The sequence below is a fragment of the Streptomyces sp. RKAG337 genome, from assembly GCF_023701715.1.
GTDB lineage: Bacteria > Actinomycetota > Actinomycetes > Streptomycetales > Streptomycetaceae > Actinacidiphila.
In genome coordinates this window covers 2,592,191-2,614,690 of the sequence record NZ_JAJOZA010000001.1, presented here as the reverse complement: position 1 = coordinate 2,614,690, position 22,500 = coordinate 2,592,191, and the positions used below count along the sequence as shown (strand labels likewise).

Here is a 22,500-nt window from a genome sequence, read left to right as displayed (position 1 = left end):
TCAGCCCGGCCTGGCCGGGAACACCGGTGCGGCCCAGCCCGGTGGTGGCGGGGGAGCCGCGGTCCGCTGCCGCTGCGCGTCCGCGCCCGTAGCCGCGTTCACCCGGGTGGCGGCACGCTCCGCCGGCGGACTCCCCGCAGTCCCCGGCCGGCCGCTCCGGCCGGCGGTCCGCAGCGCCGTGACGAACCCCCGGCAGGTCTCGTAACGGTTGTCGGGAGCCTTCGCCAGCGCTTTGCCCAGCACTGCGTCGACAGCCCCCGGCAGTCCGGGGCGCAGCTCGGACAGGCCCGGCGGCGAGTCGTACTGGTGGGCCCAGAGCAGGGCCATGTCGTCGTCGCGGCGGAACGGCGGCGCCCCGGCCAGCATCTCGAAGACGACGCAGCCGAGGCTGTAGACGTCGCACCGGCCGTCCACCGGCCGGCCCGAGATCTGCTCGGGCGCCACGTAGTCCAGCGTGCCGACGAACTGCCCGACGCTGGTGAAGCCGGTCAGCGACAGTGACTTCTTCGTCAGGCCGAAGTCCGTCAGATAGGCGTGCTCGGGACGGTCGCTGTCGGTGCCTTCGGCCAACAGGATGTTGCCGGGCTTGACGTCCCGGTGCACGAGGTCGTGGGCGTGCGCGGCGTCCAGCGCCGAGGCCACTTGCAGGGCCACCCGGCAGGTGGCTTCGAGGGACATCGTCCCTTCGCGGTCGAGCAGCGCCCGCAGGTCGCTGCCCTCGACGTACCGCATGGCGATGTAGAGCACTCCGTCCGTCTCACCGGCCTCGAAGATCGGCACGATGTGCGGATGGTCGATGGCCGCGGCCACCCGCGACTCATGGGCGAACCGCTTGCGGAAGTTGTCGTTGCGGGCGAGTTCGGGCGCCAGCACCTTCACGGCCACGGTCCGGCCGAGCCGCAGGTCCCGCGCCCGGTAGACGACCGCCATGCCGCCCCGGCCGATCTCGTCCTCCAGCTGGTACTCCGCGATCCGGTGGCCGCGCAGTCCGGAGTCGGGCGAGGGATCCCTGCTGCTCACCGCGGCTCACCGAACCGCGTCGGCGGATGGTCGGCCGACGGGACGACGCGGGTCTTGTCGGCGGGCGGGTTCTGCCCAGCGGCCGGGATCTTCTCGGCGGCCGGGAGCTCCTCCGAGGCCGGCGGCTCGTCGGCGAACCTCGTCTTCTCGGCGACCCGGGTCTCGTCGGCGCCGACGTCCGCCTCCTCGGAAGGATCGACCGCGGCCACGCCACCGCCGGCACCACCCCCGACCGACGGCCGTTGCGAGGCGGCGAACGTCCGCAGCGACACCCCGTCGCAGTAGCACCACCGCTCGTGCCGCGCGTCGTAGAGCCAGACCGCCTCGCCGTCCACGACCACACCGGACCGCATGCCCCGCGTGCGTTCCCGGAACTCCTCGCCGTCCAGCTGTCCGGCGGCCAGTTCCTCGATCAGCCGCCGGTAGCGGCCCACCTCGGCCTCGACGGTGGCCAGCAGCGGCCGGGGATCGGCGGTCCTGGCGGACGGCTGCCCGGCGGCGGGCGGTCCGTGCGGGACGGACAGCAGCAGCCGGCCGTCCACCCACGCCGACCACCCGTTGGAGCACAGCGCCAGCGCCCAGTCCCCCCGGCGGTCGACGACCTGGACGGGCAGCAGCGGGTCCAGCGGCCCGCTCGGCTGCGTCGCGTCCGGTGCCGACCAGGTCATCAGGCCTTCCGGCGGGACGACATGGGTGGGAAGGAAGTCGGGAGCGACAGTCACGGGCAGCTCCTCCATGCACAGGCGGGGGGTGGGGGATGGGGGCGGATGCGGCCGTGGACGCTACTTCCGCATGATCGCGGGTTCGTGCCGCCGCAGCAGCCGGGCGACCAGGAACCCCAGCACCGCTGAGAGCACGACCAACATGCCCATGTTCAGCAGCCAGACCCCGGGCGAGTGCCGGAACAGCGGGTCCGAGGTGAGTTCCTGCGGCACGATCCGGTGCAGGTCCACCGTGCCCGCCATCGCGCCCAGCGCCCACCGGGACGGCACCAGCCACGACAGCTGCTCCAGCCCCGGTACGCCGTTCAGCTTCAGCAGCGCACCGCAGAACACCACCTGCACGATCGCGAGGAGGACCAGCAGCGGCATGGTGACCTCCTCCTTCCGCACGAGCGCGGACACGAACAGGCCCAGCATCATGGCGGTGAAGGCCAGCAACGCCACGGCGAGGGTGATTTCGAGGAGTGGTGGCAGGAACACCCCTTTCCCTCCAGGGGCGTTCAGGTCCACGCCGAACAGCCCCACCATGGTGAGCACCACGGCCTGCACCACCGTGATCGTCCCGAGCACCACCACCTTCGACATCAGATACGCGGACCGGGACAGCCCGACGGCCCGCTCCCGCTGGTAGATCACCCGCTCCTTGACGAGCTCGCGCACGGCGTTGGCGGCGCCGGTCAGCACGGCCCCGACGCACAGGATCAGCAGCCCGTTCAACGCCGTCTCCTGGGTGAGCTTGCTGCCGGCCAGGGCGTGCGCCATCGCCCCCATCACGAACGGCAGGGCCACCATGATGATCAGGAACGTCCGGTCGGCCGTCAGCGCGGCCGCGTACCGCCGGACCAGCGTGCGCAGTTGCGCGCCCCAGCTCTGCGGCTTCGGCGGGGCGACCGGGACCCGCGCGGGCCCGGGGATGTGCTGGGGCTGCCGCGAGTCGGCCGAGATGTACTGCCGGTGCAGCGGAGAGGCGCGGTACAGGCCCGACCAGTCGCGCTCCGTGTCGTTCTCGAACGCCTCGAAGGCCTCCGGCCACTGTTCGAACCCGAAGTACGCCAACGCGTCGTCCGGCGGCCCGTAGTACGCGATCTTCCCGCCCGGCGCGAGCACCAGCAGCCGGTCGCAGACGTCGAGACTGAGCACGCTGTGCGTGACCACGATGACCGTGCGGCCGTCGTCCGCCAGGCCGCGCAGCATGTGCATCACCGAGCGGTCCATGCCGGGGTCGAGACCGGACGTCGGCTCGTCGAGGAAGAGCAGGGACGGCTTCGTCAGCAGTTCGAGCGCCACGCTCACCCGCTTGCGCTGCCCGCCGGAAAGACTGTGGATGGGCTGGCCGACCCGCTCGACGAGTCCCAGCTCCTGGATCACCTCGTCGACCCGGGCCTGCCGCTCCGCCTTGACGGTGTCCTCGGGGAAGCGCAGTTCCGCCGCGTAGCCGAGGGCCCGTCGCACGGTCAGCTGCGAGTGCAGGATGTCGTCCTGCGGGACGAGGCCGATCCGCTGGCGCAGCTCGGCGTAGTCCCGGTACAGGTCCCGGCCGTCGTACAGGACGGTGCCCTCGTCCGCGGGGCGCTGTCCGGTCAGCGCGTTGAGCAGCGTCGACTTTCCCGCGCCGCTCGGGCCGACCACGGCCAGCAGACACTTCTCGCCGACCGGGAAGGAGATCCCGTCCAGCAGCGTCCGGCGGCCCTTGTCGATCCGTACCGCCAGGTCCTGCACGTCCAGCGACACCTCGCCGGTGTCGACGAACTCCTGGAGTTCGTCGCCGACGAGGCAGAAGGCGGAGTGGCCGATGCCGACGATGTCGCCGGGGATCACCGGGGCGCGGGCCACCGGCTGGCCGTTGAGGTACGTGCCGTTGTGGCTGCCCAGGTCGACGATCTCGTAGCCGTCAGGACCCGCCAGCAGTTCGGCGTGCCGGCGCGAGACCACCAGCTCGTCGATCACCAGATCGCTGTCGGGAGCGCGGCCGATCCGCACCGTACGGGCCGTGGAGGGCAGTGGCCGCACGGAACTCGGCCGGCGGAAGGTGCTGGTGGCGGCGGGATGCGAGACGGCCGACGGCCGCCGGACCTCCGCCGGGCGGGCTACCGCCGGTGCGCTGAGGACCGCGAGCGGGCCGTCCGCCGCGTCACCGAACCGGATCACGCTGCCGGGGCCGACCGAGGACAGCCGCACCCGCTGTCCGTCGGCGTACGTTCCGTTGGTGCTGTCGTCGTCCTCCAGCATCCAGTGGCCGGTGGCGGGCCGGAGGACCGCGTGGTGCCAGGAGACCCGGTCGTCGCTGAGCACGACATCGCTCTGCGGATCGCGCCCGATACGGTAGGACCTGTTCGGTTCCATCACCTGAGAGTCGCCGCCGGCTTCGACGACGAGCTCGGGTGCCATGGGAGTGACCGGTCGGTCTTCCATGGTCAAATTTTACGGCGGGCGGCCGGGCCCCGCCCGTCGGCGGGCGGCCGCCGCCCGGCCGGGCCGGTGACGACCGGCAGATCACCGGCCCATCACCGACCGACACATCGCTGAGGGATCACCGTCGGATCACCGGCGATGGGGTGGCGTCGGAGGCCCGCTACCGCTGCGTATCCTCGATAGCCGGGGCGAAGCGGATCATGGAGGTACGAGGTGGAATTCCGGCTGCTCGGATCCGTCGCCGTCGTCACGGAGAACGGGGACGTGGCACTGGGGCCCGCCAAACGCTCCAGCCTGCTGGCCATGATGCTGCTGCGGCCCAACACCCCGGTGAACGTCAGCCAGCTGATCGGCGCCCTCTGGGAGGACGAGCCGCCCGCCCACGCCAAGACCGTCCTCCAGGGCCATGTCTCACGGCTGCGCGCGGTGCTCGCCGAGCACGGGGCGTCCGCGTACGGGGTCGAGCTCGCCACGCAGGGGACGGCGTACACCCTGCAGCTGCCGGAGTCCCTGGTGGACGCCCATCGCTTCGAAGAGCTCGTCGCGCTCGCCGGGGTGCAGCGGCGGCCCGCCGACGCCGTGCGGATGCTCCGGGAGGCGCTCTCCTTCTGGCAGGGACCCGCGCTCACCGGGACCGTGCTGAGCCGGCCGCTGGAGGCGGCGGCCGGCGGTCTTGAGGAGCGGCGGCTGGCCTCGGTGGAGGCGCTCGCCGACGCGTACGGACAGCTCGGCGAGCACGGCCGGGCCGCCGCCGTGCTCCGTACCGAAGCGGTCGCGCACCCTCTGAGGGAGACCCTGGCGGCCGCGCTGATGCTGGCGTTGGGCCGCTCGGGCCGCCAGTCGGACGCGATCGGCTGGTACCACCGCACCCGGCGGCTGCTCGCGGAGGAGCTCGGCGTGGACCCCGGTGAGGCGCTCAGCGAGGCGTACGCGACGCTCCTGCGCTCCGCGGAACCCATGCCGGCCCAGCGGCCCGCCCTCCATACGGCGGTCGCGATCCCCGAGCAGCTGCCCCGGCCGCCGCGCGGCTTCACCGGGCGGGGCGCCGAACTGGCGTCGCTCGCCCGGGCCGTCAGCGCGGGGGACGCGCCCGTCTGCCTGGTCACCGGGCCCGCCGGCGTCGGCAAGACCGCCTTCGCCGTGCACTGGGCGTACGACCGGCGCGCCGACTTCCCGGACGGGCGGCTCTTCGCCGACCTGCGCGGCTTCAGCGACACCCCGGCGCCCGAAGCCGGCGCCGTACTGCGGGAGTTCCTCCTGGCGCTCGGTACCCCGGCGCAGCGGATACCGGAGACCCCCGACGCGATGGGCGCGCTGTTCCGCTCCCTCACCGCGGACAGCCGGCTCCTCGTCGTCCTCGACAACGCGCGCTCCTCCGAGCAGGTCCGGCCGCTGCTCCCCGGCGGCGACCGCTGCACGACGCTCGTCACCAGCCGCGACCGGCTCGGCGGCCTCATCGCCTCCGACGCGGCCCGGCCGGTACCGCTCGGGCACCTTCCGCCGGCCGACTCGGTGGCGCTGCTCCGCAGCGTGCTGGGCGCGGAGCGGGTAGCCGCCGAGCCCGGCGCCGCCGCGCGGCTGGCCGGACTCTGCGACGGGCTGCCGCTCGCCCTGCGGGTGACGGCGGCACGGCTGGCCGAGCGGCCGCAGTGGACCCTCGACGCGATGGTCGGCGAACTGGCCGACGAACAGGGCTGTCTGGCTCTGCTCGACATCGAGGACACCGGGGTCTCGGCCGCACTGCGCCTGACGCTGCAGCAGCTGCCGGAGCCCGCCGCCCGGATGTTCCGCGCCCTCGGCCTGCACACGGGATCCGACCTGGACCGTTTCGCGGCTGGCGCGCTCGCCGGGACGTCCCCCGCGCAGGCCTCCGCCGACCTGGACCGGCTCGCCGCGGCCCATCTGCTCACCGAGTCCGTCCCCGGCCGTTGGGCGCCGCACGACCTGGTACGCCTCTACGCCCGCCACCTCGCCCCGCAGGCGGACCCCCAGGGCCTGCACCGGCTCCTCGACCACTACCTCTACACGGGGCTCGCGGCGGACGCCGCCGCCGAACCGGGCTCCCAGCCCTGCTACTCGCTGCCCGCCGACTTCCGCCGGCCCCCGGCGACCAGGGAGTTCGAGGACCGCGCGGCGGCGCTGGCCTGGTACGAGGCGGAGCGTCCGGCTCTGGAGGGCGCGGTCGCCGCGGCCGTCGCACTGGGCCTGCACGACCGGGCCTGGCGGCTCGCCCTCGTGCAGTGGCCGCTCATGCTGTGGCGGATCAGGGACGGCTGGGTGCCGCTCCTCCAGGCCGGGCTCGCCTCGGCGGAACACGTGGGCGATCCGGACGCGCAGTCGCGGGTACGGGCACTGCTCGGCTGGGTGCTGCACGAGGAGGGCCGGGACGCCGAGGCTCTCGTCCAACTGGAGCGGGCGCCCGAGCTGGCCGCACGGGCGGGCGACGCGATCAGTGAAGCGGTCGCCTACGTCAACCTCGGCGCGGTCCTGGCCTCCACCGGCGACCACGAGCGGGCGGGGGCACTGATGACCCACGCGGTCGCGCTCGCCGCACGCACCGGCCATCCCCCCACCCAGGTGCTGACCCTCCAGCATCTGGCGAGGCACTGCCTCACCACTGAGGCGTACGAGGAGGCGCTCGTGCACACGCTGTCCGCGGCGGAGATCGTCTCCCCCGACGCGGTGGTCGGCCGGGCGCAGCTGCAGATCGTCCGGGGCGAGGCGCTGGCCGCGCTCGGCCGTTCCGGCGAGGCCGCTGACCAGCTGAAAGAGGCCGCGGCGGCAGCCGAAGCGACCGGGTTCAAAGAGGGCTCGGCACGCGCCGTGGAACTGCTCGCGCGGCTGTCAGCCGATCGTTAGCGGTACGTAAGCGGGACGGCAGCGCGCCACCGGAAGGTGGTATTCAGCACCGAATGCGTGCGCTGACCATCCATTACGGGGAGATCCACCGTGCGTATCCACCGCAAGAACACCATCGCCGCCGCCGTTGTCGTCGCCGCACTCTCGCTGGGCCTGACCGCCTGCGGCGGCAGCGACACCGACGCGAAGGCCGCGGGGACCCCGAGCGCTTCGCAGACCCCCTCGGACACCGCGTCGAAGCCGGCGGCGGGCACGGCGGGTGCGGCAGGCACCGGGGCGACGGCGGACCCGGCCGCGTCCAAGAGCAAGGCGGGCTCCACCGCGGGCGGCAGCGGTAAGAACGGGACCGGCTCGGCGGACACGTCCAAGGTCCCCGCCTGCGGCTACCAGGACGTGAAGATCACGATGGCGAAGGCGGACGAGACGCCCACCGAGCACATCGTCCTGACCGCGACCAACACCTCCGGCCGCTCCTGCCGCCTCCTCCAGTACCCGCTGATCGCCTTCGGCGACATCCAGACCGCCAAGGACGTCCCCGCCGTCGCGAAGAGCAAGCCCGCGACCACGATCGTCCTGAAGTCCGGCGAGCCGGCCTACGCGAACGTCCGCGTCGGCCTGGGCGGCGTCCACGAGAACAACAAGGTCGTCACCACCTTCAACGTCAACCTCTTCGCCACCGACGGCCCCGCCGAAGGCAGCCGCGTCGTCACCGCCCCCTCAGGCGGCCTCTCCGTCGACGAGTCCGCCGCGAAGACCGGCTACTGGACCTACGAGCTCCGCAACGGCGCCGACGAGTTCTGAGCGCCCGCGCAGGCGTCTGCCCGCCGCCCCGACCCTCAGCCGCGTCGGGGCGGAATGAGCTTCTGCAGGTCGAGGCTGATCTCGAACGGCACCGGCCGCCGGAGCGACTCCCGGAAGATGCCGGCCGGCGCTCATGCGCCGACCGTAGCGACTCGGGCGGTGCCGGGCCACGAAGTCGTCCATCGCTCAGGCCGGACGGGGTGTGCGGACCGGCAGTGCCGGGAGTCGTTCGAGTGGAGAGTGCGGTCGAACGGGCGGACCATGGGGAGCGGAGCCCGCTCCGACCTGTGCGACCCGGGGACGAACGACCGGCGGGCGGCAGGGAGCGGACATGCCGTACCGCCGACGTTTCACTCTGCTCGGGATGTGCTTGCTGGCGGCGCCAATCGGTGTCGTCGCCTGTGACGGTGGTTCGACGGCCGGCACGACACCGACGACGGCCCAGGTCACCGTCACAGAGACCGCGACCGCGACCCCGAGCCCGGCTCGGCCGACGGTGACCGCACCGCCGCCAGCGCCCGTCACCACCGCGCCGGCTCCCGCACCGGCGGCGTCCGCAGTGGTGGGTGCGTACTTCGACGCCATCAACGCGGGGGACTTCCGGGCGGCGTGGGATCTGGGCGGGCGGCATTTCGCCGGTTCTTATGAGGCGTTCGTGGCGGGGTTCAACGGGCTCGCCCATGACTATCTGACCGTGCTGTCGAGCGACGGGCGGACGGTGACCGCCCGGCTCGACGCCGTCCAGGCCGACGGCACGACGCGGGTGTTCCAGGGTCAGTACACGGTGTCCGGCGGGGAGATCGTCGCCGCGGCCGTCCATGAGGTCGGTTCGCCGAAGCCGACCGCAACGGGCTATCCCGACTGCACCGCTGCTCACGACCAGGGTGTGTACGACATCCCGCGGACCGATCCGGCCTACCGGTCGGACCAGGACAGCGACCACGACGGATTCGCCTGCGAGCACTACGGCGACAATTAGGGCTACTGGATTCGACGTCTGATTCCCGCCGGAACCGGCGGCGGCAATGGCGCAGGCTCAAGGCATGTCATCTCGCTTTGATTCCAAGGTAATTGTCGTCACCGGGGGAAATTCCGGAATGGGAAGGGCGGTCGCGGAACGCGTCGCGTCCGAAGGTGCCGCTGTGGTGATTGCCGCGCGGCGGAAGGATGTCGGGGAGGAAGTGGCGGCGGGGATTCGGGCCGCTGGTGGGCGGGCGGTGTTCGTGGGGGCTGATGTCACCGTTGAGGAGGAGGCCGCACGGGTGGTGGAGGTCGCGGTCGCGGAATTCGGGCGGCTGGATGGTGCTTTCAACAATGTCGGCGGAGTGAATGCGTTCGGGCCGGTGCAGTCGATCGACGCCGACGGCTGGCAGGCGGATATCGCGCACAATCTGTCGACCGTGTTCTACGGACTCAAGTACCAGATTCCGGCGATCGTCGCGGCCGGTGGCGGCGCGATCGTCAACAACGCGTCCAACCTCGGTGTCGTGGGAATGGCCGGGGTCTCGCCTTATGTGGCGGCGAAGCACGGGGTCGTCGGGCTGACGCGGGCGGTGGCGCTGGAGACCGCCGAGCAGGGGGTGCGGGTCAACGCGCTGGTGACCGGGGGAGTGGACACACCGCTGTTCCGGGCCACGATGGGCGCGACACCGGAGGCGGTGGCGGCGATCGCCGCGATGCACCCGATGGGGCGGATCGCGCTGCCTGAGGAGATCGCCGCGTTCGCCGCGTTCCTGCTGAGCGACGAGGCGGCGTTCATCACCGGCGCCGCACTGGCGGTGGACGGCGGCTTCACGGCCCGCTGAGGACCGCCCCCGGGGGCATCACGGCCGCAGGGTCAGTGCGAACCAGACGGTGCGACCGGCCGGACCGCCCGTGATGCCCCAGTCGGCGGCGAGGACCTCGACGAGTCCGAGGCCGCGCCCGCCCTCCCCGTTGCCGTGCAGCACCCGCGGGACCTCGCGGCTGCCCTGGTCGTGGACGGCGATGCGCACGGTGTCGGCGGAGAAGCCGAGTTCGACGGTGAAGCCGCCGAGCGGATCCCCCGACCTGGTGTGCAGGATCGCGTTGCTCGCCAGCTCGCTCACCAGGAGCACGGCGTCGTCGATGACGTGGCGGTAGCCCGGGTCCGCGAGGAACTGGGTGACGTAGCGGCGGGCGGTGGAGACATGCGCCGGGGTTCCGGGGAAGGTCCGGAAGGCCGTACCCGGCGGGCCCTGAGCCGGGACGGGGACCTGCGCGGGGATCGCGGCCTGGGCCGGGCCGCAAGGGGCCGTCGGGGCCGTCGGGGTCGCTAAGACGGGCACGGCGGCGGGGAGCGCGTTCCGCCCGAGTGCGCCTGGCTGCTGCTTCATGAGCGGTCCTCTTCCTGTGGGACCACCCGCAGTGCGAGCAGCGTCAGATCGTCCTGCGGGGAGCCGCCGGCGAATTCCATGACCTGCTGCTCCACCGCGCTCACCACCGCCTCCGCTGACAGGCCGCGGGTCCCGGCCAGGGCCGTGAGCAGCCGGTCGTCGTCGAAGAACGACCGGTCGCGGTCGCGGGCCTCGGTGACGCCGTCCGAGTACATCAGCAGGACGTCCCCGCCCCTCAGGACGAGCTCCTCGACCTCGGCCTCGGGCGACGCGTACAGCCCGAGCGGCCGCCCGCCGCCCCGGGCGAACCCGACCGCGCCGTCCGCCCGCAGCACCGCGGCGGGCAGATGCCCGGCGCTGGCCAGCCGCACCCGGGCCTGCCCGCGCTCCGCCCGGACATGGGCGAAGACGGCGGTGACGAACCGGTCGGTCGGATGCTGCACGGCCATCGCGTGGTTGACCTTCTCCAGCACCACGTCCGGGTGCTCCTCCCAGACGCTCAGCGTGCGGATGCCGTGCCGCACGGCGGCCGTGACGGACGCGGCCTCGACGCCCTTGCCGCAGACGTCGCCGACGACCAGGCCCCAGCCGCCGAGGGTGGCGAAGGCGTCGTAGAAGTCGCCGCCGACCTGCGGGCCGCCACCCGGCGGCCGGTACAGGCCGGCCACCTCGGTGAACGGGATCTCGGGCAGCTCGGACGGGAGCAGGCTGAACTGGAGCACCTGCGCGGCGTTCTCCTGGCGGCGGTGGTCCCGTTCGGCGAGCAGCGCCATCGCGAGGTGCTGGCCCAGCTCCTCCAGCAGACCGAGATCGGGGAGGGTGAAGCCGTGGGACCCGCCGCAGCGCAGCAGCACCAGCGCGCCCAGGGTCTCGGGGCCGGTGCCCAGCGGTACGCCGAGGACCGGTCCGAGGGGCCGCGGAGTGACGCCGTCGACCGGGGGCGCCGGTTCGAGCAGGGCGGCGCCGGAGGTGATGACGGCACGGGCCACGCGCTGCGCCGTGGCCGTCGACGCCTCTCGGCCGGCCCGGGTCCCCGGCCGGGGACCGGGCGCCGGGCGGGCGTACGGCGGCGCGTCCGCGGGCATCGCGGCGACCTGGTGCGGTGTCCCGGCCCGTACGAGGAAGAAGATGACCCGGGCGGAGAACTCGTCGGCGAGCAGGCTCGCGGCCCGTTCGAGCAGGCCCGGGCCCGGCCGCAGCGGCTCGCCGACCAGCAGCCGCGTCATCCTGCAGACGACGTCCAGCCGCCGTACGCCCATGGCGACTTCGTCCCGCTGGGTCGCCGTGTCCGGGCTCCGGTCGCGGATGCTCGTACGGTTCGAGGCGGCGATCGCACGGTGCACGGTGCCGGGGTCGGCGCGGTCCGTGCGCGCGGCATCTTCGCGGGGACGGGGACGGTGAGGGTCGTGGGCGTCCGGGGATTCTCCGGAGTCGGGGGACAGGACGACGGCGGAGATCAGCGGGCGGGCGCCGGGCGGGGTCCGCAGCTGGGCCAGTTGGATCCGCACCGCGCTCGTTCCGTCGGTGCTGGTGAGCAGCAGGGGCAGCGGTCCCGGCCGGGCGCCGCGCTGCGCGGCACCGAGCGCCGACCGGAAGACCCGCCGGTACTCAGCCTGGACCCGCGCCGCCAGCGGCTGTCCGGTCAGCTGCTCGCCGGTGCTGCCGAGCAGCCGCGCGGCCTCGTCGTTGGCGCGGTGGATGGCGCCTTCCGGGCTGAGCAGGAACACCGGGACGGGGAGTTCGCGGAAGGTGGTGTTGAGCATCTGCCACTCACGGTCGGCGCCCTCGACGCGCTGCGCGATCCGCTCGCCGTGCGCGTGCAGCTCCTCCATGCAGGTCCGCAACTCGTCCTCGGCGACCTCGAGTTCGACGAGGGCCAGGTCGAGTGCGCCGAGGATGTCCGCGGGGCGGCCGTCACGGCGGCCGCGCAGATCGGAGATCCGCTCGCTGAGCGCGCTCAGTTCCTGATGGAACTCGGCCAGGTCCCAGGACCCGGGACCATGGGCGGCCGGCATCGCTCCGCTGTTCCGCGGCTGGACAGATGCGCCCCCGGGCCCGGTGCGCGCTGGGTGAGCTGTCATTAACTCAACGTAACGCAACCCGTATCGGACTCGGGCAGAATCGCTGAGCGGCTTGACGTGATGAGGGGGAACCGGTATTGCGGAGCGCTGTCTGAAGCGCCGCCCGATCCACCGCCGGTGAGGGCGGTGGACCGGGCGGCGGTACCGGTCGGATCATCGGTACCGACCGGATCAGCGGTTCAGCGGTGGCTGAGACCGCGGTCGATGGCGGCGATCAGTTCACCGTCGGCGGTGTCGCCGTCCAGGGACCAGACCATGGCGCCGCCCAGTCCGTGGTCGCGGATCCAGGACGTCTTCGCCTTGAGGACCTGGGGATCGTCGTAGGTCCAGAAGTTGGTGCCGTCGTAGAGCCACGCGAAGCCGTTACGGCTGTCGCGGTACACGTGGTAAGTGCCGGAGGCTGCAAGGGCCTTGAGGGCGTGGTAGTCCTCGTTGCCCGGCTGCCAGGTGGCGGGGGCCGGGCCGGTGGACGGTTGGTAGAGGCCGTGCGTGCCGCCGTCGGGGACGCCGGTCCAGCCCTGGCCGTAGAAGGGCACGCCGAGGACGAGCTGCCGGGCGGGCGCGCCGCGCTTCAGCCAGTCGCCGACGGCCTGCGCGTCACTGAACTCGTTCGGAACGGGGGAGTTCCGGGGAGTGGTGAGCGCCGACTGCTGGTTGGTGGTGGCCTCGTAGGGCCCGTGGAAGTCGTAGCCCTGGACGGTGCCGAAGTCCAGGTAGTTGAAGATCTTGCGGGCCTCGAAGCCGGCGTCGATCTTGGCCGGGGCGGCCGGGAGGAACGCCGACAGGTCGTAGTGCCGGTGCGTCCGGCGGCCGTACGCGTCGAGCTGGCGGCGGAACTCGGCGGTGAGCGCCGTGAAGTTCCGCTTGTCCTCGGGGCGGTAGACGGTGCCGGCGTTGCCGGCCGAGCCCGGCCACTCCCAGTCGATGTCGATGCCGTCGAACAGGCCCGCGGCGGACCCGGGGCCGCCCTTGCCGTCGAGCAGCGGCAGGTTGCCCTTGATGAAGACGTCGATGCAGGACGCGACGAAGGCGCTCCGCGAGGCGGGCGTGAGCGCCGCGTCGGAGAAGTTCGTGGACCAGCCCCAGCCGCCGATCGAGATCATCGTCTTGAGGCGCGGGTTGGCCTTCTTGAGCTCGCGCAGCTGGTTGAAGTTGCCCGCCAGCGGCTGCTCCGCGGTGTCGGCGGTGCCGTCCACGGAACTCGCGGCGTCGAGCGGACGCTGGTAGTCGGCCCAGGCGTCGCCCTGGCCGGGCACGTTCGCCTCGAAGCACTTGCCGTCGGTGCCGATGTTGGCGAAGGCGTAGTTGAGGTGCGTCAGCTTGGCGGCGGTACCGCTGGTCTGCAGATTCTTGACCTGGTAGTTGCGCCCGTAGATGCCCCACTGGGTGAAGTAGCCGACCCGCTTGTACTCGGGGCCCTGGTGGTGCTCGGGCTGGTGCGCGCTGGCGGCGGTGGTGAGCGCGGGCAGCCCCACCACCAGGGACAGGGAGCAGGCGGCGACGGCCAGCCTGCCGAGAAATCTTCGACGCATGGGGCTCTTTCCTGTGCGTGAGCCGGGAATGTAGCCGTGCTGTGCGGGGTGCGCTGTGCGGGAGTGCTCTGCCGGGACATGCGGAAACGTGCAGAACAGGAAAGTATTGGCCTAGACCAATACGGTCAAGGGGGTACGGCAAGGTTCCGGGGAGTCCGTAGGATCCCCGGGTGGACATACCGCCGCCCCATCCGCCGTCAGAAGACCAGCCCCAGCCGCAGCCGGAGGACCAGCCCCGGCCGCCGCAGGACGATCAGCCGCAGCCGGAGGACCGGCCCGGGCCGCCGGCGAACGATCAGCCGCAGCCGGAAGACGCGCCGCGGCCGCCGGCGAACGACGGGCCGAGCCTGGTGAAGTCGGCCGAACCGGCCACGCCCGAGCCCGCCGCAGCCGCTGCACCCGCGCCGGATCCGACCGCTTCCGACCCTGCCGCCTCGGGCCTGCCGTCGTACCCGCAGCCCCCGGCCGGGCCGCAGCCGCCGTACGGTCAGGGGCCGCACGGCCAGCCGCCGTTCCCGCCGCCGGGTCCGTACGGGCAGCCGCCGTACGGCCAGCCGCCGTACGGGCAGGGCCCGTACCCGCCGCCGCCGTACCAGCAGTACTGGTACCCGCCGCCGCCCGCGCCGTCGATGAACGGCATGGCCATCGCGTCCTTCGTGCTGGCCGTGAGCTGCATCCCCGTGTTGGGGGTGGTGTTCGGGATCGTCGCGCTCTCCCAGATCCGCAAGCGGGGGCAGCAGGGCAAGGCGCTGGCCATCTCGGGCATCGCGGTCTCCGGCGTGGCGACGCTCTTCCTCGCGGTGGTGATCACCCTCGGGGTGGTCGGCGCCCTGGACAGCGGCACGCGCACGGACGACCTGCGGACGGGCCAGTGCTTCAACCTGCACGGTGATTCGCTCAGCGAATCCAGCGGGGAGTCCAAGGGCGTCGACGTGGTGCCGTGCGCCGAGGAGCACGACGCGGAGACCTTCGGCGTCACCTCCCTCTCGGACGCGCCCTCGGACTACCCGGGCGACGACGAGGTGCAGACGCTGGCCGACACCAAGTGCAACGTGCTCGCGCAGGACTACCTCGACGGCTCCGACCGGTCGGTCGACTCGCTCAGCATCTACTACTCGCTGCCGCGCAAGAGCGGTTGGTCGAACGGCGACCGCAGGGTGACCTGCTTCTTCGGCGACGGCGGCCGGAAGATGACCGGCTCGGTCAAGGCGTCCTCGGGAGACTCGGGAACCCACGCGTAAACCTTTGGTCATGGCTTGCGGTCAACCACCCAGGGTTGTCAAGCTGTCGCAGATAGTCAACCTGAGGGAGGGGCACCGTGCCTTTCGGTGAGCAGCCCGCATACCTTCGTGTGGCCGACGACCTGCGCCAGAAGATCCTCGACGGAACGCTCGCGCCGCACACCCGGCTGCCCTCCCAGGCGCGCATCCGTACCGAGTACGGGGTGTCCGACACCGTCGCGCTGGAGGCACGCAAGGTGCTGATGGCCGAGGGGTTCGTCGAGGGGCGCTCCGGCTCGGGGACGTATGTGCGCGAGCGCGCGGAACCGCGCCGCATCATCCGCTCGGGCTACCGCCCGGCGAGCCCGCCCAGCCCCTTCCGTCAGGAGCAGGGCGACGAGGGCGTGAAGGGCACCTGGGAGTCGAGCAGCAACCAGGACCTGGCGACGCAGCCGGTGGCCGAGCGGCTGCGGATCGAGCCGGGGGACCGCGTCATGCGCACGCGTTACCTCTACCGGACCGACGGCGAGCCGATGATGCTCGCGACCTCGTGGGAGCCGCTGGCGGTCACCGGCCGCACTCCGGTGATGCTGCCGGAGGAGGGGCCGCTCGGCGGCCAGGGTGTCGTCGAGCGGATGGCGGGCATCGAGTTCGTGGTCGACAACATGGTCGAGGAGGTCGGCGCGCGGCCCGGTCTCGCGGACGAGACGGCGGCGCTCGGCGGAGTGCCCGGCCACATCGTGATGGAGGTCAGGCGGACGTACTTCGCGTCCGGCCGACCGGTGGAGACCGCCGACATCATCGTGCCGGCCGAGCGGTACCGCGTTGCATACCACCTGCCGGTGAAGTGACCGGTGAAGTGATCGATAGCCGGACATCGGGGTCCGGGCCTGTCATGCGGACGTAACGCGAGGCCGACGGCCTTAACCGGCGGGCAATCGAGCCCCGCCACCGCTTGTCATGTCCGGAACCTACTTTGCGGCGATGACGGACACCGCGACACCCAGGGACACCGCGACACCCGAGGCGCCGGCAGTGCCCGGCACCCCCGAGCCGCCCGGCACAGCCGGCACACCCGGCGCGCCCAAGAGGAACTACGCCAAGCTCGCGGCCGACGAGAGCCGTGAGGACTACTCGCTGCGCTACGCGCCGCATTCCTTCCGCCGCTGGTCGCCGACGATGGTGGCGTCCACCGCCCTCGGCGGGATCGCCTATCTCGCGGACTTCGCGATCGGCGCGTCGATCGTCTTCACCTACGGCTTCACCAGCGGGCTCGCCTCGATCCTGTGTGCCGCGGCGATCATCTTCCTCACCGGCATCCCCATCGCCCGCGCCTGCGCCACCTACGGCCTGGACATGGACCTCGTCACGCGCGGTGCGGGCTTCGGCTACTTCGGCTCCACCCTCACGTCGCTGATCTACGCGAGCTTCACGTTCATCTTCTTCGCGCTCGAGGGCTCGATCATGGCGCAGGCGCTGCACTCGGCCCTGCACATCCCGGTGGCGGTCGGCTATCTGATCACCACGCTCATCGTCATCCCGTTCGTCTTCCGGGGGATGGGCGCGCTCGCCAGGCTCCAGGCGTGGACGCAGCCGGTCTGGCTGATCGGCCTGGTGCTGCCGTTCCTCGTCCTGGCCTTCAAGTCGCCTGACTCCTGGGGTGCGTTCGGCTCCTTCGGCGGCACCGAGGGGGCGGGCTCCGGCTTCCACTGGCTCGGCTTCGGGCTCGGTACGGGCGTGGCGCTCTCGCTCATCGCGCAGATCGGTGAACAGGCCGACTACCTGCGGTTCATGCCCGCCAAGACCGAGCAGAACAAGCGCCGTTGGAACCTCGCGGTGCTCGCCGCCGGGCCCGGCTGGGTGATCATCGGCGCGGCCAAGCAGCTCGGCGGCGCGTTCCTCGCCTTCTGCGCGCTCGCGGCCGTCGGCAAGACGCACGCGCTGGAGCCGATCGCACCGCAGATCGAGGCGCTCAAGCCCTGGCTGGGGTCGGTGGCGCTGCCGGCGGCCGCGGTCTTCGTCGTGGTCTCGCAGATCAAGATCAACACGACCAACGCCTACAGCGGGTCGCTGTCCTGGTCGAACTTCTTCTCCCGGATCACCCACAAGCACCCGGGCCGCGTCTGGTACATCTTCCTGAACCTCGGCATCGCGCTGACGCTGATGGAGATGAACATGTTCTCCATGCTCGGCAAGCTGCTGGGCTTCTACTCCAACGTCGGCATCGCGTGGATCGCGGCGGTCACCGCCGACCTCGTCATCAACAAGCCGCTCGGACTGAGCCCGAAGTACATCGAGTTCAAGCGCGCCTACCTGCACGCGGTGAACCCGGCCGGCTTCGGCGCGATGGCCATCGCATCGACCGTCTCGATCCTCGCCTTCTTCGGTCTCTTCGGCGAGTACGCGGAAGCGTTCAGCACCTTCATCGCCCTCGGCCTCGCCCTGACGCTCAGCCCGCTGCTGGCCTGGGCGACCAAGGGCCGCTACTACCTGGCCCGGCCGAATCCGGTCAATGGTCCCGGGGTTGAAGTAGCGGATGTGACGGCCACTCACACCTGCGCGGTGTGCGCGACCGCGTACGAACTGCCGGACGTGGCCGACTGTCCCGTCCAGTCGGGGCCGATCTGCTCGCTGTGCTGCAGTCTCGACGCCGGGTGCGGAGACGTCTGCAAGGACGCGGACCGGGGCGGGGGACCGGTCCTGATGCCGCTGCCCACCGTTCGAACCAGCTGATCCAGTCGTACAGTTGGCCGAATCGGTACCTCTTCGTGGCAACTCGTACCCGAGCCGTGAAGCGCGGGCGTAGTGTCGGGCATATGCGGATTGCCGTTTCCTCGGACATGGATGAACCGGTGGCGCGGCTGGTCGTCGACGAGCTGCGCCGCCGCGGCCACACCGTGCTCGCCTTCGGGGCGCTGCGGGCCGGAGATCGTAAGGGAATGAGGAGGGGCACGGAGCTCGATGGAGGGGTGGTGGCGGGCGACGGGTGGGCGTGGAGCGCCGAGGCTGCCGCGCGTGAAGTGGCGGCCGGCCGTACCGAGCAGGCCGTGGTCTGCTGCTGGACGGGTACGGGTGCGTCCATCGCCGCCAACAAGGTGGCGGGCGTGCGCGCCGCCCTGTGCGGTGACGCCTACACGGCGCGTGGCGCGCGCAAATGGAACGACGCGAACGTGCTGGCCCTCAGCCTGCGGCTGACCAGCGGGGCGCTGCTCTCCGAGATCCTGGACGCGTGGTTCGACGCGGTCGCGAGCGGCCACGCGGACGTCCGGGCCAACATCGAGCATGTCGATTCCATCGGGGTTGCCGACAGGGCTTCCGGCGGGATTGCCGACGATGCGTCGGATGAGGCTCACGACGGGGCTCCGGTCGGGGAGACGGTCCGATGACCGATCTCCCGTGGGTCGTCGTACGCCAGGACGACAACGGCAACCGCTACCGCGTCGGCCGGTACGCGACGCGTGAGGAGGCCGAACGCGTCTCCGACATGCTGGACGCGCGCGGCCACAAGCAGCTCTATCTCGTCGAGCGGATCGACCGCCAGGCGTCGTAGGGTTCCGCGCATGACATTGCGTGTGGTCGTGGGCGGAGCCGTACTGGACCAGGGACGGCTCCTCGCCGCCCGCCGCAGCGCCCCGCCCGCGCTCGCCGGGCGCTGGGAGCTGCCGGGCGGCAAGGTCGAGCCGGGCGAGACCCACGAGCAGGCCCTGGTGCGCGAGCTGCGCGAGGAGCTCGGCGTCGAGGTCGAGCCGATCGCCCGGATCCCGGGGGAGTGGCCGCTGAGCGCGGGGCTGGTCCTGCACGCGTGGACGGCGCGGTTGGTGTCCGGAACCCCGGAGCCGCTGGAGGACCACGACGAGCTGCGGTGGCTGTCGCCGGACCGCATCCACGACGTCGACTGGCTCGACCAGGACCGCCCAGCGGTCGCCTGGACCGCCGCCCACCTCCTCGCCTCCGGCTGAGGTTTCCCCTCCTACCTGTGCCGCCGGATGCGCTCCGGCGCGGGGCGAGGCGGGGGTGGCCTCAAGCGCCGGCCGGGCTGAGCGGACTCCCTTGCGCATCAGGTGGCCTCAAGCGCCGGCCGGGCTGAATGGGTTCGTTCCGGCGCGAGGTGGGCTGAGCGCGATGGCCTCAAACGCCGGCTGGGCTGATGGGGCTCGCCCACCCGCCGGATGGCCAACCGCCGGGCCGTACGGGTGGTAACCGCAGCCGCCCGCCTCGGCCGTGAGCGCCCGCCCCGGCCGAGGCCGTACCCCCCGGCACCGCAGGCCCCCGCCCGCAACCGCAGGCGGGCCCCGCGCTGAAGCGCCCCTCCCCAGTTGAGACTGTGATTCCCCCACCGCGCCGCAGGTAGGCCTCGCGCCGAAGCGCCCGCCCCGGGCTGGGCCGTGATTCCCCCTACCGCGCCGCAGGCGGACCTCGCGGCGGGGCGTCCGTCCCCCGACTGACGGCCTACTCGCCCACCGCGCCGAGGCCGTACCTCCCGGCACCGCGGGCCCCCGCCCGCCACCGGAGGCGGGCCCCGCGCCGCAGCGCCCTTCCCTGACTGAGGGCGCGATCCCCCACCGCGCCGCAGGCGGACCTCGCGGCGCCGGAGGTCCCGCGCCCGCCACCGGTGGCGGGCCTCGCGCCGCAGCACCCGCCCCCCGCCGAGGCCGTACCCCCGACTGAGGGCGCGATCCCCGCGCGCCGCAGGCGGACCCCCGGCACCGCGGGCCCCCGCCCGCCACCGGCGCCCGCCCCGCCCCCCGGCGGCGGTCGCCCCCGCCGTACTCCCCCCACCGCGCCAGAAGCGGCGCGGTACGGAGGGGGAGATATCGGGTATGTGGGGGTTGATCCCTCTTCATAGCCGGGCGATCCGGCCCGATTCGGTCAGGGACGATGTGGACGGCTTGAGCAGCAGCGATGAGGCGGCGGGGGCGCGGAGGCGCGGTGGGCTGCAGCCGGGGCCGGTGGGCGAGGCCGGGGACAGCCCGACGGGCACGTTGCTGGACACGCTGCGGGTGGCCGTCGTCATGCTGGACACGTCGGGCCGGGTGTTGCTGTGGAGCCCTCTGGCAGAGGAGATGCTGGGGTGGGCGGGGGAGCACATCGTCGGGCGCCGCGTCGGCGGGCTCTTCGACATGGGTGAGGCGGCGGGTGGCGGCGCCCGCCGGATGGCGGCGGTGCCCGAGCCCGGCAGGGCCGAGCGGATCCTGGCCGACCTGCTGCGCAACGGCCGCTGGGACGGCATCCTGTCGCTGCGGCACCGCGACGGCCACAGCGTGCAGGTCGAGGCGCGCGCGTCACTGCTGGTGGACGGGGACGGCCGGCCGTTCGTCCTCGCCTCGGTCGCCGAGACGGCCCGGCTGCGCACCCTGGAGCACGACCTCGCCGCGCTGGACGCGCTCTACGACTCGTCACCGCTGGGCGTCGCGGTCTTCGACACGGAGCTGCGCTACGTACGGGTCAACGAGGCGCTGGCCCGGATGAACGGGCTGTCCTCCGCGGAACACATCGGCCGGACCGTCAGCGAGATCGTCGACGACCCGGGGGCGGCCGCCGAGCTGACCACGTTGCAGCGTGCGGTGCTGGCCACCGGCCGCCCCGTCATCGACCTGATGATGCTGGCCCCGCGCGGCCTCGGCCACCGCTCCATCTCCTACCACCGTCTGGAGGACCGGGCGGGCCGGGTGCTGGGCATCAGCGCGACGGTGATGGACGTGACCGAGCGGAAGGAGGCGGCCGACAAGGTCGAGCGGGCGCGCAGCCGGCTGGCGCTGCTGAACGACGTCGGTGCGCGGATCGGCGGCCTGCTGGACGTGCGGCGGGGCGCGGAGGAGCTGGCGCGGGCGCTGGTGCCGAGGTTCAGCGACTACTCGGGGGTGATCCTGCACGCGGCGGTCGCCGACGGCGGGGAGCTGCCGACGGTGCAGTACAGCGAGAGCACGCCGATGCGGCAGTTGGGCGTGGGCGCGATCCGGCAGGGTCCCGAGGTGGACCGGATGATCAAGCTGGGCTCGGTCATCTCGTTCACCCGCAAGTCCATCTTCGGCACGGTGCTGGCCACCGGGCGGCCGCAGCTGGTGGAGAACAACGAGCAGTTGCTCGCGACGACGTTCCCCGGCGACCCCAAGGTGCGGGCCACCATGGAGCTGGGCATCCACTCGCTGCTGGTGCTGCCGCTGCGGGCGCGCGGCGTCGTGCTGGGGCTGCTGGTGGTCAGCCGGGCCGACGGCAGGGAGCCGTTCGACCGCGACGACCTGGCGCTGGCGATGGAGCTCGCCGACCGGGCGGGCTCCGGGCTGGACAACGCGCGGCTGTACGTCCGGGAGCGCGAGGGCGCCCTGATGCTGCAGCGCAGCCTGCTGCCGCAGACCGTTCCGCAGCCGCAGGGCGTCGAGGTCGCCTTCCGGTACGTGCCGGGCAGCAGCGGTACCGAGGTGGGCGGCGACTGGTTCGACGTGATCCCGCTGGCCGGCGGCCGGGTCGCGTTCGTCATCGGCGATGTGATGGGGCACGGGCTCGGCGCCGCCGCGACCATGGGCCGGCTGCGTACCGCGGTCCGGACCCTCGCCGGGCTCGACATGCCGCCGCACGAACTGCTGCGCCGCGTCAACGACCTCGGCGACGACCTGGCCCAGGACCAGGACGAGGGCTGGATGGCCACCGTCGTGTACGCCGTCTACGACCCCGCGACCCGGCGCTGCACCCTCGCCAAGGCCGGGCACCTGCCGCCGGTGCTGGTCTATCCGGGCGAGGAGTGCGGCTTCGCGGGGTGCGGGGCGACCCTGCTGGAGATGCCGTCGGGGGCGCCGCTCGGCGTCGAGGGCGTGGAGTTCGAGTCCGTGGAGCTGGACGTGCCGGACGGCACGGTGCTGGTGCTCTACACCGACGGGCTGGTCGAGGCGCGCGGCGAGGACATCACCGACGGTCTGGACCGGCTCTCCACGGTGCTGTCCCGGCCCCTCTCCTCACTGGAGGACGCCTGTGACGACCTGCTCGCGACGATGGTGCCGGGCCGGGAGCCGGACGACGTGGCCCTGCTGATGGCCCGGCTCGGCGGCCTCCCCGAGGGCAGCACCGCCTCGTGGACGTTCCCGGCCGAGCCCAGTGCCGTGCGGCGGGCCCGCCGCCATGTCCGCGAGACCCTCGCCGACTGGCATCTCGAATCGCTGACCGATGTGACGGTGCTGCTCGTCAGCGAGCTGGTCACCAACTCCCTGCGGTACGCGCACGGTCCGATCGGCGTACGGATGGTGCGCGGCGGCTCGCTGCTCGTCGAGGTTTCCGACCCGCTCCCCGATCCGCCGCTGGAACGCGAGGCCACCACCGAGGACGAGGGCGGGCGCGGTCTGCAACTCGTCGCGCGGGCCTCACGGCGCTGGGGCACCCGGCACGGGCGGCTCGGCAAGACGGTCTGGTTCGAGCTGGCGATGCCTCCCGCCGTGGCCAGCACCTGACAGAGTGGTTCAGCGACTCCCCACCGGGTAGCGAGTAGAGGCGAACGGGAACCAGTGGGA

The 22,500-nt window shown here is 72.6% G+C and carries 17 protein-coding genes; 11 read left to right on the top strand and 6 right to left on the bottom strand.

All coding sequences use genetic code 11. The features are described 5' to 3' along the window. The 3 genes from LNW73_RS11255 to LNW73_RS11245 are packed head-to-tail and all read right to left on the bottom strand — an operon-like array spanning window position 1 to window position 4,154. Entirely contained in the window at window positions 1-1,020 is a 1,020-nt protein-coding gene (locus tag LNW73_RS11255; protein ID WP_250989817.1) for a serine/threonine-protein kinase, read from the bottom strand. Then, window positions 1,017-1,742, bottom strand: coding sequence for a hypothetical protein (locus LNW73_RS11250; protein ID WP_374118078.1), 726 nt, complete (start codon window positions 1,740-1,742; stop codon window positions 1,017-1,019). Before LNW73_RS11250 ends, LNW73_RS11255 begins: the two co-directional genes overlap by 4 nt. A 60-nt stretch (window positions 1,743-1,802) precedes the next feature. Beyond that, the gene (locus LNW73_RS11245) at window positions 1,803-4,154 is read right to left on the bottom strand and encodes an ABC transporter ATP-binding protein/permease (protein ID WP_250989815.1); all 2,352 of its coding nucleotides are present in this window, start codon (window positions 4,152-4,154) and stop codon (window positions 1,803-1,805) included. Between the two features lie 213 nt (window positions 4,155-4,367). Here LNW73_RS11245 and LNW73_RS11240 point away from each other — a divergent pair, with 213 nt between their 5' ends. The 4 genes from LNW73_RS11240 (at window position 4,368) to LNW73_RS11220 (ending at window position 9,619) form a co-directional block, all read left to right on the top strand. Next, window positions 4,368-7,013, top strand: coding sequence for an AfsR/SARP family transcriptional regulator (locus LNW73_RS11240; RefSeq protein ID WP_250989814.1), 2,646 nt, complete (start codon window positions 4,368-4,370; stop codon window positions 7,011-7,013). A gap of 90 nt (window positions 7,014-7,103) precedes the next feature. Further along, window positions 7,104-7,814 carry a DUF4232 domain-containing protein gene (locus LNW73_RS11235; protein ID WP_250989813.1) on the top strand — a complete coding sequence of 237 codons (711 nt, stop codon included), beginning with the start codon at window positions 7,104-7,106 and terminating at the stop codon, window positions 7,812-7,814. 331 nt (window positions 7,815-8,145) lie between these two features. Continuing rightward, window positions 8,146-8,793, top strand: coding sequence for an excalibur calcium-binding domain-containing protein (locus LNW73_RS11225; protein WP_250989812.1), 648 nt, complete (start codon window positions 8,146-8,148; stop codon window positions 8,791-8,793). A gap of 46 nt (window positions 8,794-8,839) precedes the next feature. After that, window positions 8,840-9,619, top strand: a complete 780-nt coding sequence (locus LNW73_RS11220) for an SDR family NAD(P)-dependent oxidoreductase (RefSeq protein ID WP_308407656.1) — start codon at window positions 8,840-8,842, stop codon at window positions 9,617-9,619. 18 nt (window positions 9,620-9,637) lie between these two features. On the opposite strand, the gene LNW73_RS11215 is transcribed toward LNW73_RS11220, so the two are convergent. The 3 genes from LNW73_RS11215 to LNW73_RS11205 form a co-directional block, all read right to left on the bottom strand. Continuing rightward, window positions 9,638-10,168 (bottom strand): ATP-binding protein, encoded by a 531-nt coding sequence (locus LNW73_RS11215; protein WP_250989810.1) that lies wholly within the window; start codon window positions 10,166-10,168, stop codon window positions 9,638-9,640. Continuing rightward, window positions 10,165-12,183 (bottom strand): SpoIIE family protein phosphatase, encoded by a 2,019-nt coding sequence (locus tag LNW73_RS11210; protein WP_250989809.1) that lies wholly within the window; start codon window positions 12,181-12,183, stop codon window positions 10,165-10,167. The genes LNW73_RS11215 and LNW73_RS11210 overlap by 4 nt, the downstream gene beginning before the upstream one ends. A 245-nt stretch (window positions 12,184-12,428) precedes the next feature. Continuing rightward, window positions 12,429-13,781, bottom strand: a complete 1,353-nt coding sequence (locus LNW73_RS11205) for a glycoside hydrolase family 18 protein (RefSeq protein ID WP_250989808.1) — start codon at window positions 13,779-13,781, stop codon at window positions 12,429-12,431. Between the two features lie 170 nt (window positions 13,782-13,951). Here LNW73_RS11205 and LNW73_RS36330 point away from each other — a divergent pair, with 170 nt between their 5' ends. The 7 genes from LNW73_RS36330 to LNW73_RS11170 all read left to right on the top strand — a co-directional run bounded on the left by LNW73_RS36330 (window position 13,952) and on the right by LNW73_RS11170 (window position 22,440). Continuing rightward, the gene (locus tag LNW73_RS36330) at window positions 13,952-15,022 is read left to right on the top strand and encodes a DUF4190 domain-containing protein (protein ID WP_250989807.1); all 1,071 of its coding nucleotides are present in this window, start codon (window positions 13,952-13,954) and stop codon (window positions 15,020-15,022) included. A gap of 77 nt (window positions 15,023-15,099) precedes the next feature. Beyond that, entirely contained in the window at window positions 15,100-15,852 is a 753-nt protein-coding gene (locus LNW73_RS11195) for a GntR family transcriptional regulator (protein WP_250977528.1), read from the top strand. Window positions 15,853-15,985: 133 nt separating this feature from the next. Continuing rightward, window positions 15,986-17,734, top strand: a complete 1,749-nt coding sequence (locus LNW73_RS11190) for a purine-cytosine permease family protein (protein WP_250989806.1) — start codon at window positions 15,986-15,988, stop codon at window positions 17,732-17,734. Window positions 17,735-17,817: 83 nt separating this feature from the next. Next, window positions 17,818-18,387, top strand: coding sequence for an RpiB/LacA/LacB family sugar-phosphate isomerase (locus tag LNW73_RS11185; RefSeq protein ID WP_250989805.1), 570 nt, complete (start codon window positions 17,818-17,820; stop codon window positions 18,385-18,387). After that, window positions 18,384-18,551: an SPOR domain-containing protein gene (locus tag LNW73_RS11180; RefSeq protein WP_250977531.1), complete on the top strand. Its 168-nt coding sequence runs from the start codon at window positions 18,384-18,386 to the stop codon at window positions 18,549-18,551. Before LNW73_RS11185 ends, LNW73_RS11180 begins: the two co-directional genes overlap by 4 nt. Before the next feature lie 10 nt (window positions 18,552-18,561). Beyond that, on the top strand, window positions 18,562-18,960 hold the full coding sequence (locus tag LNW73_RS11175; protein WP_250977532.1) for a (deoxy)nucleoside triphosphate pyrophosphohydrolase: 399 nt from the start codon (window positions 18,562-18,564) through the stop codon (window positions 18,958-18,960). 930 nt (window positions 18,961-19,890) lie between these two features. After that, window positions 19,891-22,440, top strand: coding sequence for a SpoIIE family protein phosphatase (locus LNW73_RS11170; RefSeq protein ID WP_250989804.1), 2,550 nt, complete (start codon window positions 19,891-19,893; stop codon window positions 22,438-22,440). Window positions 22,441-22,500: the final 60 nt, after the last annotated feature.